This is a genomic window from Verrucosispora sp. NA02020 (assembly GCF_013364215.1).
Classification (GTDB): Bacteria; Actinomycetota; Actinomycetes; order Mycobacteriales; family Micromonosporaceae; genus Micromonospora.
Window position 1 is genome coordinate 3,801,827 of the sequence record NZ_CP054923.1, and the last position, 14,993, is coordinate 3,816,819.

Here is a 14,993-nt window from a genome sequence, read left to right on the forward strand (position 1 = left end):
GCCGTCGATGACCACGGTGGTGTTCCTGCTCGTGCCGCAGGTGCACCTGCTCGACCTGGCCGGTCCGGCGCAGGTCTTCTCCACGGCGGCGAACCAGGGGTACCCGTACCACCTGCGGTACGTCGCCGAGCAGGACGAGGTGGTGACCGCACAGGGGCTGCCGGTGCGCGCCCGCGTCGACTGGCCCGCGTTGGGCCCGGCCGACCTGGTCGTCGTCCCCGGTTGGCGGTCACCGGCCTCGCCCGGCACCGGACGACTGGACACCACGACCCTGGGCCGGCTGGTCGCACACCACGCCGCCGGAGGAACCGTGGTGAGCGTCTGCGCGGGCGCCGACGCCCTAGGTCGCGCGGGGCTGCTGGACGGGCGGCGGTGCACCACCCACCACGAGGTGCAGGACGAGGTGGCCCGTCGGTATCCGGCGGCGACGGTGCTGCGGGACCGGCTGTACGTGGTCGACGACCGGGTGGCCACCTCCGCCGGTATCGCCAGTGGCATCGACCTGGCGCTGCACCTGGTGGCGACGCGCCACGGACCGGCCCCGGCCGCGCGGGTCGCCCGCGAGATGGTGGTGTACGCGCGGCGTAACGGACACGAACGGCAGGACAGCGTCATGCTGCGGCACCGCGCCCACCTCAGCGACGTGGTGCACCGGGCCCAGGACCTGCTCGACGAGCGGTTCACCGAGCCGCTGCCGCTGGGCGAGCTGGCCCAGTCGGCAGGGGTCAGCGAACGCACCCTGACCCGCCTGTTCGGTGCCGCGACCGGGCTCACCCCGCTGCGGTACCAGCAGTTGCTGCGCGTCGAGCGCGCCGAACACCTCATCGGGCACGGCGTCACCGCGGAGGCCGCCGCCCGAGCGGTCGGTTTCGCCGATGCCCGGATGCTGCGCCGACTGCGGGCCCGGACGGCACCCGCCGTCGGCTAGCTGCTCACCGGTGGGCGCCGCTTGACCAGGTGGACGACGCCCTGTGCGGCGTCGACCTCGGTCACCGTGTAGCCGGCCCGTTCGTACACCCCGATGTTGCGGGTGCTGCGGTGGCCGGTGCACAACGCGTGGTGCGTGGTGGTCTCCGGGGCCTGCGACTCGGCGTGCGCGAGCAGCCAGGAGCCGATCCCGCCGCCCGCCTGGTCGGGGGCGACCATCAGGCGGCCGACCAGCCACGCGTCCCCGTCCGCGCGGGCCCGCACCGACCCGACCAGGCGACCGTCGCGGCGCAGGCACCAGATCCGCCAGGTCGACGTGGAGGCGCGCAGATCCGCGAAGGACTCCTGTAACGGCGGCAGGTCGAGGGTGTCGTTGACGATCGCCTCCTGCACCCAGCAGCAGCGCTGGAGCACGAACAGCTCGGCCAGGTCCTCGTCCCGGACCTCGGACAGGGTCAGCCCCTCGACCGGCCCGGCGGTGAGCTCCGGGAGCGCGGGTGCCCGCAGCGGACGCAGGGCCCGGGCGACCCGGTCGAGTTCGCGCAGCACGCTACGCGCGCCGTCGGCCAGCGCGGGGGAGTCGAGCACCCGGCCGTCGCGGGTGTGTTCGGCGAGGCGCAGCGCGACGGTGGCGCCGATCGGCACCATCCGCAGCGTGGTGACGACCTGCTTGGCCATCTGCACCGCGCGGGTGCCGGCCGAGGTGTTGCCGTAGCTGACGAAGGCCACCGGCTTCCACGCCCACTCCTGATAGAGGAAGTCGAAGGCGTTCTTGAGCACCGCCGGCATGCCGAAGTTGTACTCCGGGGTGACCACCACGAACGCGTCGGCGTCGGCGACCCGGCGGCTCCACTCGCGGGTGTGGTCGTGCGCGTACTCGCCGCGTGACGGGTGCTCGGGCTCGTCGAACATCGGCAGCCCGACGTCGGCCAGGTCCGCGACCTCCACCCGGGTCCGGTGCCGGGCGGCGTCCGGCGCGGTGGCCCGGACGAACCAGTCGGTGATGGCCGGGCCGAGTCGGCCGGGTCGGGTGCTCGCGACGATGACGAGGACGCGCAGGGGTGCGGACGGAACGGTCGATGACATGTCAACGAACGTAGCCGGAGTTTCGATGACATGTCAACGACGGGTACGGTGGTGACATGGCGACACCGTGGCTCAGTGCCGACGAGGAGCGGGCATGGCGGGCGTTCCGGCGTCTGCTCGTCGCGCTGCCCGCCCGCCTGGACCGGGACCTGGTCCGCGACTCGGGCCTCTCCCCGGCCGACTACGAGGTGCTCAGCACGCTGTCGGAGAAGACGGACCGCCGCTGGGCGCTCAAGGACCTCGCCGCCAAGATGGAGTGGTCGCGCAGCCGGCTCTCCCACCACGCCACCCGGATGCAGGCCCGGGGGCTCGTCGCCCGGGAACCCGACCCGCAGGACGCCCGGGGCTGCCTGCTGCGCCTGACCGACGACGGCTTCGGCGTGCTGGAACGCGCCGCGCCGCCGCACGTGGAATCGGTGCGAACCCGCTTCCTCGACCACCTCGACGCCGACGAGCTGGCGTTGCTGCGCGACCTCTCCACCCGTATCGCCGACCTGCCGGACTGAACACCACCCGACCGGCGTCGGCGGGTACCGCGCCGTACTTTCGGCCGTACGGTCTCCTGCCGGGGACCGGTGCGGTGGCGGCCCGTGTGCCGATGAGTCGCCCCGCCGCGAGCGACACCATGGCGACATGAAGGCGATCGTTGCGCACCGATACGGCTCACCCGACGTGTTGCGGCTCCAGGAGGTCGACCGGCCGGTCCCGGCCGCCGACGAACTGCTGGTGCGGGTGCACGCGGCCGCGCTGAACGCGCGGGACTGGCACGTCCTGCGGGGCGACCCCTACCTCGCCCGGCTGGCCGCGCCGCAGATGATGGGGCTGCGCGGGCCCCGGCGCGTCATCCGGGGCACCGACTTCGCGGGCACCGTCGAGGCGGTCGGCGCCGACGTCGACCGGTTCCGCCCCGGCGACGAGGTGTACGGCGACACCGGCGACCTGCACGGCGCGTTCGCCGAGTACCTCTGCGTACCCGCCGCGCGGGTCGAGTCGACACCGGCGACGCTCACCGTCGCGCAGGCCGCCGCACTGCCGCTGGCCGGCAACACGGCCCTGCTCGGCGTCCGCGACGTGGGGCGGCTGCGCGACGGGCAGCACCTGCTGGTCAACGGCGCCTCCGGCGGTGTGGGGACGTTCGCCGTCCAGATCGGCAAGGCGCTCGGGGCCACCGTGACGGCGGTGTGTCGGACCCGCAACGTCGACCTGGTCCGGTCGCTCGGCGCGGACCACGTGGTCGACTACACCACCCACGACTTCGCCCGCCTCGGCCGCCGCTACGACGTCCTGCTGGACCTGGTCGGCAACCGATCCCTGGCCGACCTGCGACGCGCACTGGTTCCCGGCGGCACGCTGGTGCTCTCCGGCGGCGGGACCTTCCGGGGCCGACCCGCCCTCGTCGGGCCGATGGCGCTGCTCCTGCGGGCGCAGGTGGCGGCGCGCGTCACCGGTGAGCGGTGGGAACTGCTCGCGACGCCACCGAGCCGGGAACTGCTGGCCGGCGTGCGCGACCTGGTCGAGGCCGGTCTGGTCGCCCCGGTCGTCGACCGCACCTATCCGCTCGCCGAGGTGCCGGCGGCGATGCGGTACCTGGAGAGCGAGCACGCTCGCGCCAAGGTCGTCATCACCGTCTGAGCCGGGATCGGCGGTGCGGTGGGCGCTCAGGCGTGGTGGATCGGGCTGTCCAGCTCGGTCAGCGGACGACCCGAGCCGCCCCAGGACCCGGCGACGATCTCGGCGGCGATGGCCACCGCCGTCTCCTCCGGGGTACGCGCACCGAGGTCGAGCCCGATCGGGGAGCGCAGCCGGGTCAGGGTCTCCTCGTCCACCCCCGCCTCGCGCAACCGGCGCATCCGGTCGTCGTGCGTACGGCGGCTGCCCATCGCGCCGATGTAGCGCGCGGGCGTGCGCAGGGCGACCTGGAGCAGGGGGACGTCGAACTTCGGGTCGTGGGTCAGCACGCAGAGCACGGTGCGCTCGTCGACGACGGTCGCGGCGAGGTACTCGTGCGGCCAGCGCACCACGAGGTCGTCGACGTCGGGGAAGCGCTTCCGGGTGGCGAACACCGCGCGGGCGTCGCAGAGCGTGACGTGGTAGCCGAGGAAGCGGCCGATCCGCGCGACGGCGGCGGCGTAGTCGATCGCGCCGAAGACGATCATCCGGGGCGGCGGCACGTACGACTGGACGAAGACCGACACCTCGTCGCGGCGCTGCTCGCCGTGCGTACCGAGATGGACGGTGCCGGTGCTGCCCTGCGCCAGCATCCCGGCGGCCTGCTGCGCCACCGCGCGGTCCAGGTCGGGATCGCCGAGGCTGCCGGCGACCCGGTCGGGCCAGACCACGAGCTGGGCGTCCCCGGTCGACGCGGTGGCCACCGGCCGGCCGACGGTGATCGCGTCGAGCACCGCGTCGGTCTCGGTCAGCGTCACCTCCGGCTGCACCAGGACCTCGATGGTGCCGCCGCAGGTCAGGCCCACGCCGAACGCGTCGTCGTCGCTGACGCCGTAGATCTCGGTCCGCGCCTTGCCGGTCTCGATGGCCTCCCGGCACAGCTCGAAGACCGCGCCCTCGACGCAGCCGCCGGAGACGCTGCCCAGCACCTCACCCTCGGCGTTGACCGCCATGGTGGCGCCCGGCTGCCGGGGCGCCGAGCGCCAGGTGCGGACGACGGTCGCCACGGCGAACGCGACGCCGGCCGCACGCCAGTCGGTCAGTCCGTCCGCGATGTCCCGCATGGTTGCACCATCCGTGGCCGCCGGTGTGATCGTCAACCCGACCTAAGCAATTGCTTAGGTCGACGTTGACTTTGGAAACGGGCCCGACCAGATTCTGGCGGGACCGCGGAGGAGCGACATCATGCAGGTTCCGGCACCGTTCGAGTACGAGCGCGCCACCAGTGTGGACCAGGCCATAGGTTTGTTGGAACGGCTGGGCGGAACGGCCCGGCTGATCGCCGGTGGGCACAGCCTGCTGCCGATGATGAAGTTGCGCCTGGCCAATTTCGACTATCTGATCGACATCAACGATCTGCACCCGGAACTCGGTTACATCCGACCCGGCCGGCACGAGTTGAGGATCGGCGCACTGACCCGGCACCGTGAATTGCTGGAGTCCGCCGAACTGGCCGCCGCATTCCCGATCTTCGCCGACGCGGAGCGGGTGATCGCCGACCCGATCGTGCGCAACCGGGGCACCCTGGGCGGGTCGCTCTGCCAGGCGGACCCGTCGGAGGACCTGTCGGCGGTCTGCACGACGCTGGACGCGAGCTGCGTGATCCGGGGGCCCGGCGGCGTCGAGCGGATCGTGTCGATGGAGGAGTTCCACGTCGGACCGTACGAGACGGCGGTCGGCGAGGCCGAGATGCTGATCGAGGTCCGGCTGCCGGTACGCCCCGGCGGCGGCAGCGCGTACGAGAAGGTCGAGCGCCGGGCCGGCGACTGGGCCGTGGTCTCGGCCGGCGCGGCGATCTGGCTGGACGGCGGCGTGATCTCCGACGCCCGGGTGGGGCTGGCCGCGGTCGGCCCGAACACCACCGGCATCCCGGAGGTCTCGGCCGCGCTGCGCGGGCAGGAGCCCACCGAGAGCGTGTTCGCGCGGGCCGGCGAGATCGCGGCGAGCCAGTGCGAACCGGTCACCGACCAACGCGGCAGTGCCGACTACAAGCGGCATCTGGCCGCCGAGCTGACCAAGCGGGCCCTGCGCCGGGCCGCCGAGCGGGCGAGGAGCTGAGCATGCAGGTCACCATGACCGTCAACGACGTCGAGGTCACCCGGGAGATCGAGGGTCGGCTGCTGCTCGTGCACTTCCTGCGGGACGTGCTGGGCCTGACCGGCACGCACTGGGGATGCGACACCAGCAACTGCGGCACCTGCGTGGTCTGGCTGGACGGCGAGCCGGTGAAGTCGTGCACGGTGCTCGCCGCGATGGCCGGCGGCCACGAGGTGCGTACCGTCGAGGGCCTTGCCTCCGGCGCCGAGCTGGACCCGGTGCAGCAGGGCTTCATGCAGTGCCACGGCCTCCAGTGCGGTTTCTGCACGCCGGGCATGATGATGACCGCGCGGGCGCTGCTGAACCGCAACCCCGACCCGAGCGAGCCGGAGATCCGCGAGGCGATCTCGGGCCAGATCTGCCGCTGCACCGGGTACTCCACCATCGTCCGATCCGTGCGCTGGGCCGCCGTGCACGAGCAGGCCGCCGCCGCCAAGGTCGTCGAGTCCACCGAATCACCCGCCGCCGGCGAGATCTCCGACGCCGGCCAGCCTGCCGGGAGCCCCGCATGACGACCGTGCACGAGCCCGTGGACACGTTCCACGACAACGACCAGAAGCCGGTCGGGTACGGCCGGATGCTCCGCAAGGAGGACCCGCGCTTCGTCCGGGGCCGGGGCCGCTACGTCGACGACGTGCAACTGCCCGGCATGCTGCACCTGGCCATCCTGCGGTCGCCGGTGGCGCACGCCCGGATCGTCTCCATCGACACCAGCGCCGCCGAGGCGTCGCCCGGGGTCAAGGCGGTGGTGACCGGGGCGATGCTGGCCGAGCAGAACCTCGCCTGGATGCCGACGCTCTCCAACGACGTGCAGGCCGTGCTCGCCACCGACAAGGTGCGCTTCCAGGGCCAGGAGGTGGCCTTCGTGGTCGCCGAGGACCGGTACGCCGCCCGCGACGCGCTGGAACTGATCGACGTCGAGTACGACATCCTCGACCCGGTCGTCGACGTGCGCCGCGCGCTGGAGCCGAACGCCCCGGTGATCCGCGACGACCTCGAGGGCAAGGCGAACAACCACTGCTTCGACTGGGAGACCGGCGACGAGGCGGCCACCGAGGCCGCGTTCGCCCGAGCCGACGTGGTGGTCAGCGAGGACATCGTCTACCCCCGCGTGCACCCGGCGCCGATGGAGACCTGCGGCGCGCTCGCCGACTTCGACCCGATCGAGGGCAAGCTGCGGCTCTGGTCCACCACCCAGGCGCCGCACGCGCACCGCACCCTGTACGCCATCGTGGCGGGCATCCCCGAGCACAAGATCCAGGTGATCGCGCCGGACATCGGCGGCGGGTTCGGCAACAAGGTGCCGATCTACCCCGGGTACGTCTGCGCCATCGTCGCCTCGATCGTCACCGGCAAGCCGGTGAAGTGGATGGAGGACCGCTCGGAGAACCTGATCAGCACCGGTTTCGCCCGCGACTACATCATGCGCGGTGAGATCGCGGCGACCCGGGACGGCAAGATCCTGGCCATCCGCACCAACGTGCTCGCCGACCACGGCGCCTTCAACGGCACCGCCGCGCCGGTCAAGTACCCGGCCGGGTTCTTCGGCGTCTTCACCGGCAGCTACGACATCGAGGCCGCCTACTGCAAGATGACCGCGGTCTTCACCAACAAGGCTCCCGGCGGTGTCGCGTACGCCTGCTCGTTCCGGATCACCGAGGCCGTGTACCTGGTGGAGCGGATCGTCGACTGTCTCGCCGACGAGTTGGGCATGGACCCGGCGGAGCTGCGGCTGAAGAACTTCATCCAGCCCGAGCAGTTCCCGTACACGACGAAGACCGGCTGGGTCTACGACTCGGGCGACTACGAGCCGACCATGCGGCTGGCCATGGAGATGGCCGGCTACGCCGAGCTGCGCCGCGAGCAGGAGGAGAAGCGTGCTCGGGGCGAGCTGATGGGCATCGGCATCGCGTTCTTCACCGAGGCCGTCGGCGCCGGTCCCCGCAAGAACATGGACATCCTCGGGCTGGGCATGGCCGACGGCTGCGAGCTGCGCGTACACCCGACCGGCAAGGCCGTGGTCCGGCTCAGCGTGCAGTCGCAGGGACAGGGCCACGAGACCACCTTCGCGCAGATCATCGCCGAGGAGATCGGCATCCCGCCGGACGACATCGACGTGGTGCACGGCGACACCGACAACACCCCGTTCGGTCTCGGCACGTACGGCAGCCGGTCCACCCCGGTCTCCGGGGCCGCCGCTGCGCTGGTCGCCCGCAAGGTCCGGGACAAGGCGAAGATCATCGCCTCGGCCATGCTGGAGGTGTCCGTCGCCGACCTGGAGTGGGAGAAGGGCACCTTCCACGTCAAGGGCGACCCGGGCAAGTCCGTCACGATCCAGGACATCGCCATGCGCGCGCACGGCGCCGGTGACCTGCCCGACGGGATCGAGGGCGGACTGGAGGCGCAGATCTGCTACAACCCGTCGAACCTGACGTACCCGCACGGGGCGTACATCTGCGTGGTGGACATCGACCCGGGCACGGCCCAGGTGACGGTGCGCCGGTTCATCGCGGTCGACGACTGCGGCACCCGGATCAACCCGATGATCATCGAGGGGCAGGTGCACGGCGGCCTGACCGACGGCGTCGGCATGGCGCTGATGGAGATGATCGCCTTCGACGAGGACGGCAACTGCCTCGGCGCGTCCATGATGGACTACCTCATCCCGACCGCGCTGGAGGTGCCCGACTGGGAGACCGGCTACACGGTCACCCCGTCGCCGCACCACCCGATCGGCGCCAAGGGCGTGGGGGAGTCGGCCACCGTCGGCTCACCACCGGCGATCGTCAACGCGGTCGTGGACGCCCTGAAGCCCTTCGGTGTCCGGCACGCCGACATGCCGCTGACGCCGTCGCGGGTCTGGGACGCCATGCGCGGCCAGGCCCGACCGCCGATCTGAGGAGGCGACATGTCGACGACGATCGCCGACCGGGCGAATGCGTTGCGCGCCGCCCGGGAACCGTTCGTGCACGCCACGGTGGTCCGCGCGCAGGAACCGACGTCGGCGCGGCCGGGTGACGACGCGGTGATCCTGCCGGACGGGTCGATCGAGGGCTTCGTCGGTGGGGCGTGTGCCGAGAACTCGGTCCGTGCCGCCGCGTTGGACACCCTGCGCGACGGCAGCACCCTGCTGCTGCGCGTGCTGCCGGACGGCACGGACACCTTCCCCGACACCCCGGGTGCGCGGGTGGTGGTGAACCCGTGCCACTCCGGCGGCGCGGTCGAGATCTTCCTCCGGCCGATGCTGCCGGCGGCGGTGCTGGGGGTGGCCGGCACCAGCCCGATCGGCGCCGCCGTGGCGACGCTGGCACGCTTCCTCGACTTCGAGGTGGTCGAGACCGGTGACTACGCCGGCGCCACGGCCGTGGTGGTGGCCGGTCTCGGCAAGGGCGAGCCGGAGGCGATCCGGGCCGCGCTGGACGCGGGCGTGGGCCACGTCGCGCTGGTCGCCAGCCGTAAGCGGGCCGCCGCGCTGCTGGACGAGCTGACGTTGACCGACGACGAACGGGCCCGCGTCCACGCGCCGGCCGGGCTGGACATCGGTGCGCGAACTCCGCCGGAGATCGCCCTGGCGATCATGGCCGACGTGGTGCGCGCGGTCCGGCGCGACGACCTGCGGCCCCCGGCGGGTGCGCCCGTGATCCGTCCTCAGCAGGCGGTGGACCCGGTGTGCGGGATGACGGTGGCCGTCGGACCGGACACCCCGCACGCCCGGGTGGACGGCACGGACCACTGGTTCTGCTGCCCCGGATGCCTCGCGCGTTTCACGGGCGGGTAGCCGTGAACGTGACCGGTCTGGTGCTCGCCGCAGGGGCGTCGGTGCGTCTCGGTGAGGCCAAGCAACTGCTGCCGTACCGGGGGCGGACCCTGCTCGACGCGACCCTGGACCTGGCCCGCTCGTGCGGCTTCGGGCAGCTGCTGGTGACCCTCGGCGGCGCGGCGGACCAGGTCCGGGACCGGGTCGACCTGACCGGGTGCGAGGTGGTGGAGAACGCGGCCTTCAGCACCGGGTGCGGCTCGTCGATCAGCACCGCCGTGCGGGCGGTCGACCCGCGCGCCGACGCGCTCGTGCTGCTCCTCGGCGACCAGCCCGGCGTCCGCGCCGACGACGTGCGGCGGCTCGCCGCCACGGACGCGCCGCTCGGGGTGTGCCGGTACGCCGACGGGCCGGGGCACCCGTTCCGGTTCGGCCGTGCGGTCTTCCCCGACCTCGCCGACCTGCACGGCGACAAGGCCGTGTGGAAGCTGCTGCACTCCGGCCGTCATCCGGTGACCGAGCTGCCGGTGGACGGGCCGGTGCCGATCGACGTGGACACCCGCGCCGACTACGAGCGACTGCTGACGGAGCAGGCCCGGTGAAGGACGCGCCCGACGTCGCGCGTCGCCTCGACGCCGTCGACTACCTGACCGACGACGGCCTGGCGATGGCGCTGTTCCTGGCCGTGCGGATCGGCAAGCCGCTGCTGCTCGAAGGGGAGCCCGGCGTCGGCAAGACCGCCGCCGCCAAGGCGCTGGCCCGGGCACTGGACACCACGTTCATCCGGTTGCAGTGCTACGAGGGCCTGACCGCCGGTGAGGCGCTCTACGAGTGGAACTACCAGCGGCAACTGCTCGCCATCCGGCTCGCCGAGGCGCAGGGGTCCCGGCTGACCGACGGTGACCTGTTCAGCGCCGAGTTCCTCCAGGAACGGCCCATCCTGCGGGCGGTACGCCATCCGGGGCCGGTGCCGCCGGTGCTGCTGATCGACGAGATCGACCGTGCCGACGACGAGTTCGAGGCGCTGCTCTTCGAGTTCCTCGGCGAGGCCGGCATCACCATCCCGGAACTCGGCACGTTCACCGCGCACACCCCGCCGATCGTCGTGCTCACCTCCAACCGCAGCCGCGAACTGCACGACGCGCTGCGCCGTCGCTGCCTGTACCACTGGATCGAGTTCCCGGAGCCGCACCGGGCCGCCGAGATCGTCCGCCGGGCGGTGCCGACGGCCGCCGAGCCGCTGATCCGCACCGCGACCGAGTTCGTCGGTGCCGTACGCGGCCGGGAACTGGACAAGGCGCCCGGGATGGCCGAGGCCATCGACTGGGTGTCCGCGCTGTCCGTGCTCGGTGCCACCGACCTCGCCGGTGACGACGTCCTGCGGACTATCGGCACCATCGCCAAGACCCCCGACGACCGCGTCACCGTGGCCGCCGCGCTCGGCACACTCCAGGAGAGTCAATCGTGAAGCTCAACAATGATTTCGTGGTCAACATCCCGATCGATCGGGCCTGGGCGGTCCTCACCGACCTGGAGGGGATCGCCCCCTGCATGCCGGGTGCCCGTCTCACCGGCGTCGACGGCGACGTCCACAAGGGCAAGGTGAAGGTCAAGGTGGGCCCGGTCATCTCCGAGTTCGCCGGCACCGCGCAGTTCGTCGAGAAGGACGACGCCGCCTACCGGGCGGTGATCGACGCCAAGGGCCGCGACGCCCGCTCGGCGGCGAACGCCGCCGCCGTGGTCACCGCCGCCCTGCGTCCCGACGGCGACCGGACCCTGGTGAGCGTCGACACCGACCTGCGGATCTCGGGGAAGCTGGCCCAGTTCGGCAGCGGCATGATCAAGGAGGTGTCGGGCAAGCTGCTCGCCCAGTTCGTCACCAACCTGGAGGCCAAGCTGGCGGCCGAGGAGGCCGACACCGCCGCACCCGCCACCGAGGCGCCGCCCGCCGCCGCACCGACCGTGGCCGACGCCGCGCCCGCCTCGGCCACGTCGCGCCCCGCGCCCGCCCCGACCGACGCCGCAGCGGCGACCGACGCACCGGCAGCGGGGGAGACCGTCACCGCCGGGGCGCACCCGAACCCGGTGGACCTCGCCCCTGCCACAGAGGCCGTCGTCACCGAGGCGACCGCCGGTGGCGGTGACCCCCTGCGGACCGCGACCGCTGCCCCCGCCGCCGCGACGACGACCACCGGGGACGCCACGACCACGCGGCAGACCGTGGTCGCCGAACCGGCATCGGCCCCCGTCGCACCGGTGACCCGGGGCGCCGCCGCGCCGACTCCTGCCGACCGCGACGACGACGAGGCGCTGGACCTGCTCAGCATCGCCGGTGGGTCGATCACCAAGCGCGTGGTGCCGCTGGTCGTCGGTCTCGTCGTGGTCGGCGCGGTGATCGCCTGGTTGATCGCCCGCAGGTGACCGCAGGGGTGCTGCGCGGCGTCGACCGCGCCGCGTTCGCCGTGGCGCTGGCCGACCGGTTGCGTCGTGCCGGCGTACCGGCCGAGCTCACCCAGGTCGACGACTTCGTCCGCGCGATCGTCGCCGCGCCCCCGGCGGACCGGTCGACGCTGTACTGGAGTGCCCGGGTCAGCCTGGTGCGGCGGCACGCCGACCTGGCCACCTTCGACGCCGTCTTCCAGGCGGTCTTCGCCGACGCGCCGCCGCTGCCGGTGACCCGTGCGGCGGCGACCGGGCCGGGTCGTCGCGACGAGGTGCACGTGCCGCTGCCCGCCGACACCGACAGCGCGGGTTCGGGCGGCGGGCTGCCCTGGGCGACGCTGCCTCCGGCGGTGGCCGAGGCGGAGGAGTCCGACGCGGCGCTGCGCCTGCCCGAGCGGCGTCCGGCCGCCCTCGCCGGGCTCGCCGACCGGCCGTTCGAGGACCTCGACGACGGGCAGGTGGCGCTGCTCGGCGAGGTGTTGCGGGCCGCCGTGCGCCGCTGGCCGACCCGGCGTACCCGGCGGCACCGGGTCAGTCCGGCCGGACGGCGGATCGCGCTGCGACCGACCGTGGCGCGGGCCCGCCGCACCGGCTGGGAGCCGGTGGAGGTGGTACGCGAACGGCAGGTCCGCCGACCGCGCCGGGTGGTGCTGCTCTGCGACGTCAGTGAGTCGATGCGGGCCCAGGCGACCGCCTACCTGCACCTGATGCGGGCGTTCGCCACGGTCAGCGACGCCGAGGTGTTCGCGTTCGCGACGACGCTGACCCGGCTCACCACCGTGCTGCGGCACTCCTCGCCGGTCGAGGCGGTGGACCGGGCCGGCGTGGCGGTGACCGACCGCTTCGGCGGCACCCGGATCGCCACCAACGTGCGGACGCTGCTCGCCTCCCACCACGGCGATCTCGTTCGCGGTGCCGTGGTGGTGATCGGGTCGGACGGGTGGGACAGCGACCCGCCCGACGACCTCGCCGCCGCCATGGCCCGGCTGCGCCGTCGGGCGTACCGGATCGTCTGGTTGAACCCGCGTGCCGGTGCACCCGGTTTCGCCCCCCGGGTGGCCGGCATGGCCGCCGCGCTGCCCTACTGCGACCGGCTGCTGCCGGCCGGTACGTTCCAGGACCTGCTGGACGCCGCCGGTCAGCTCCAGAGCGTCACGTGGACCGCCGGCTTGAAGTGACCCACGCTGACGCCCGCGCCGCGCATCATCGCCTGGATGGCGCGGGAGGTGGAGGCGAACCGGGACAGCTCCGCGGCGGCCGAGGGCGCACCCGCACTGGACAGCAGCAGCGAGTGCCAGCCGTCCTCGACCGGGGTGTGCGGCCCGGCCAGCAGCAGCAGGTCACCGCTGCGGACCTCGGGTGCGACGGTGAACGCCAGCGCGGGCGCGATGCCCTTGCCCCGTTTCGCCTCGCCGAGCGCGGCGGCGTGGCTCTGAAAGATCTGCTGCCGGTCCTCGGGCACGGCGAGTCGGCGCAGCATCGCCGGCACCGCACCCAGTTGGGCGGTGCCCGAGGGGCCGAGCAGCCAGGTCTGCTCGCGCAGTTGGGCCGCCGACGCCCGCACTCCGGCCAGCGGATGCTCCGGTCCGACGACGGTCACGAGCCGGTAGTTCATCACCGGCCGGCAGGTGATCGCCGGGTCGACCACCGGCGGCTGCGGACCGATCGCGATGTCCACGGCGCGGGTCAGCAGCAGCGTCTCGAAGGAACCCGCGTCACGCACGCTCAGCTCGACGTCGAGGTCGGCGGCGCGCCGGGTGAACAGCTTGATCAGACCGGGTGCGGCGAGTTCGGCGAAGAGGCTGCACGCGGCGACCCGCAACATCCGTCGTCCCCGCGCCGCAGCGGTCACCTCGACCACCGTGCGGTCCTGCAGGCCCAGCAGTTCCGAGGCCCGGCTGGCCAGCCGCAGCCCGCCGGGGGTGAAGGCGAGCCCGACGGCGGTACGGGTGAACAACTTGTCGCCGAACTCCTTGCGCAACTGCGCGATGTGCAACGAGACGGCCGACTCGGAGACGTCGAGTTGCGCGGCGGCCTGTTTGACCGAACCCATCCGGACCACCGCGACGTACGCGCGTAGTTGTGCCGGCGTCATCGACGGCGTCCCTCCTGCCACCCCGATCTGACGATCCGGACGGTCCCTCGCAGCGAAACACGATCATGCCCGTTACGCCGCGTCGTCGCCAACCCTCCTGTCGGCCACCTTGGTGCCCGGTCGACGGGGCGGGCGGACGAGCCACCCGCCCCGGCCGCCCCCGTCAGAGCCGATAACCGCCGGACACCTCGATGTCCTGGGCGGTGATCCATCGGCCCGCGTCGTCGAGCAGGGCGGCGATGGCCACCCCGATGTCGTCCGGTTCACCGACCCGGCCGAGAGCGGTCTGGGCCGCCAACTGCGGGATCACCTCCGGGTGCCGGGCGAAGGCGTCGCCGGCGATGCGGGTGCGGGTGGAGCCGGGGGAGACCGAGTTGACCCGTACACCCCGCCCGCTCAGTTCCTTGGCCAGGTAGCGGGTCAGCACCACCAGGCCGCCCTTCATGGTGCCGTAGGCGGAGTAGCCGGACTCCAGGCCGGCACCGACGGCGTTGCTGGCGACGTTGACGATCGCGCCGCCGTCGGCCAGCCGGGGCAGCAGCGTCCGGGTGAGGAAGTACGGCCCTCGCAACAGCACCCGCATGAGGTCGTCGAAGAGTTCCTCGGTGGTGTCCTCGAACGTCGCCGTCCGGCTCGCCCCGGCGTTGTTGACCAGGTAGTCGAAGGTGTCCCGCTGCCAGGTGTCGCGCAGCGCGGTGACCACCGCGTCGTGGAAGGCCGGGAAGCGCGTGGAGTCGCCGAGGTCGAGCGGCAACGCGACGGCGCGTCCACCGTCGCTCTCGATGCGCGCCACCGTGTCGTGCGCCCCGGTCGGGTTGTTCTGGTAGGTGAGGATCACCCCGGTGCCGCGTCGGGCGATCTGGAGCGCGGCACTCTGGCCGATGCCGGAACTGCCGCCGGTGACGATGGCGATACGCATGG

At 72.9% G+C, this 14,993-nt stretch carries 15 protein-coding genes; 11 read left to right on the forward strand and 4 right to left on the reverse strand.

Annotation, left to right across the window (positions count from 1 at the left end):
• Positions 1 to 7 precede the first annotated feature (7 nt).
• Entirely contained in the window at positions 8 to 928 is a 921-nt protein-coding gene (locus HUT12_RS16445) for a GlxA family transcriptional regulator (RefSeq protein WP_176093937.1), read from the forward strand.
• Here the strand turns inward: HUT12_RS16445 and HUT12_RS16450 are convergent.
• The gene (locus HUT12_RS16450; RefSeq protein ID WP_176093938.1) at positions 925 to 2,013 is read right to left on the reverse strand and encodes a GNAT family N-acetyltransferase; all 1,089 of its coding nucleotides are present in this window, start codon (positions 2,011 to 2,013) and stop codon (positions 925 to 927) included. The two genes, HUT12_RS16445 and HUT12_RS16450, sit on opposite strands and share 4 nt — an antisense overlap.
• Positions 2,014 to 2,069: 56 nt before the next feature.
• Here HUT12_RS16450 and HUT12_RS16455 point away from each other — a divergent pair, with 56 nt between their 5' ends.
• On the forward strand, positions 2,070 to 2,519 hold the full coding sequence (locus HUT12_RS16455) for a MarR family winged helix-turn-helix transcriptional regulator (protein ID WP_176093939.1): 450 nt from the start codon (positions 2,070 to 2,072) through the stop codon (positions 2,517 to 2,519).
• Between the two features lie 127 nt (positions 2,520 to 2,646).
• Positions 2,647 to 3,645 carry an NAD(P)-dependent alcohol dehydrogenase gene (locus HUT12_RS16460; RefSeq protein ID WP_176093940.1) on the forward strand — a complete coding sequence of 333 codons (999 nt, stop codon included), beginning with the start codon at positions 2,647 to 2,649 and terminating at the stop codon, positions 3,643 to 3,645.
• 26 nt (positions 3,646 to 3,671) lie between these two features.
• Here HUT12_RS16460 and HUT12_RS16465 read toward each other — a convergent pair whose 3' ends face one another.
• A complete protein-coding gene (locus HUT12_RS16465; protein ID WP_176093941.1) occupies positions 3,672 to 4,745 on the reverse strand; it encodes an XdhC family protein in 1,074 nt (357 codons plus the stop codon).
• 121 nt (positions 4,746 to 4,866) lie between these two features.
• Here HUT12_RS16465 and HUT12_RS16470 point away from each other — a divergent pair, with 121 nt between their 5' ends.
• Genes HUT12_RS16470 through HUT12_RS16505 form a run of 8 tightly spaced genes read left to right on the forward strand, consistent with a single transcriptional unit; the run spans position 4,867 to position 13,155 of the window.
• A complete protein-coding gene (locus HUT12_RS16470) occupies positions 4,867 to 5,739 on the forward strand; it encodes a xanthine dehydrogenase family protein subunit M (RefSeq protein ID WP_131053981.1) in 873 nt (290 codons plus the stop codon).
• Between the two features lie 2 nt (positions 5,740 to 5,741).
• Complete coding sequence (locus tag HUT12_RS16475) at positions 5,742 to 6,290, forward strand: (2Fe-2S)-binding protein (RefSeq protein ID WP_176093942.1); 549 nt, start codon at positions 5,742 to 5,744, stop codon at positions 6,288 to 6,290.
• Positions 6,287 to 8,677 (forward strand): aerobic carbon-monoxide dehydrogenase large subunit, encoded by a 2,391-nt coding sequence (locus tag HUT12_RS16480; protein ID WP_176093943.1) that lies wholly within the window; start codon positions 6,287 to 6,289, stop codon positions 8,675 to 8,677. Before HUT12_RS16475 ends, HUT12_RS16480 begins: the two co-directional genes overlap by 4 nt.
• Positions 8,678 to 8,686: 9 nt before the next feature.
• Positions 8,687 to 9,556 (forward strand): XdhC family protein, encoded by an 870-nt coding sequence (locus tag HUT12_RS16485; RefSeq protein ID WP_176093944.1) that lies wholly within the window; start codon positions 8,687 to 8,689, stop codon positions 9,554 to 9,556.
• 2 nt (positions 9,557 to 9,558) lie between these two features.
• On the forward strand, positions 9,559 to 10,137 hold the full coding sequence (locus tag HUT12_RS16490; protein ID WP_131053987.1) for an NTP transferase domain-containing protein: 579 nt from the start codon (positions 9,559 to 9,561) through the stop codon (positions 10,135 to 10,137).
• Entirely contained in the window at positions 10,134 to 11,003 is an 870-nt protein-coding gene (locus tag HUT12_RS16495; protein WP_176093945.1) for a MoxR family ATPase, read from the forward strand. Before HUT12_RS16490 ends, HUT12_RS16495 begins: the two co-directional genes overlap by 4 nt.
• The gene (locus HUT12_RS16500; RefSeq protein ID WP_176093946.1) at positions 11,000 to 11,956 is read left to right on the forward strand and encodes an SRPBCC family protein; all 957 of its coding nucleotides are present in this window, start codon (positions 11,000 to 11,002) and stop codon (positions 11,954 to 11,956) included. Before HUT12_RS16495 ends, HUT12_RS16500 begins: the two co-directional genes overlap by 4 nt.
• Positions 11,953 to 13,155: a VWA domain-containing protein gene (locus tag HUT12_RS16505; RefSeq protein ID WP_176093947.1), complete on the forward strand. Its 1,203-nt coding sequence runs from the start codon at positions 11,953 to 11,955 to the stop codon at positions 13,153 to 13,155. Before HUT12_RS16500 ends, HUT12_RS16505 begins: the two co-directional genes overlap by 4 nt.
• Here HUT12_RS16505 and HUT12_RS16510 read toward each other — a convergent pair.
• Positions 13,116 to 14,072 carry a LysR family transcriptional regulator gene (locus HUT12_RS16510; RefSeq protein ID WP_176093948.1) on the reverse strand — a complete coding sequence of 319 codons (957 nt, stop codon included), beginning with the start codon at positions 14,070 to 14,072 and terminating at the stop codon, positions 13,116 to 13,118. The genes HUT12_RS16505 and HUT12_RS16510 overlap by 40 nt on opposite strands.
• 163 nt (positions 14,073 to 14,235) lie before the next feature.
• Entirely contained in the window at positions 14,236 to 14,991 is a 756-nt protein-coding gene (locus HUT12_RS16515) for an SDR family NAD(P)-dependent oxidoreductase (protein WP_131054842.1), read from the reverse strand.
• Between the last annotated feature and the right edge of the window lie 2 nt (positions 14,992 to 14,993).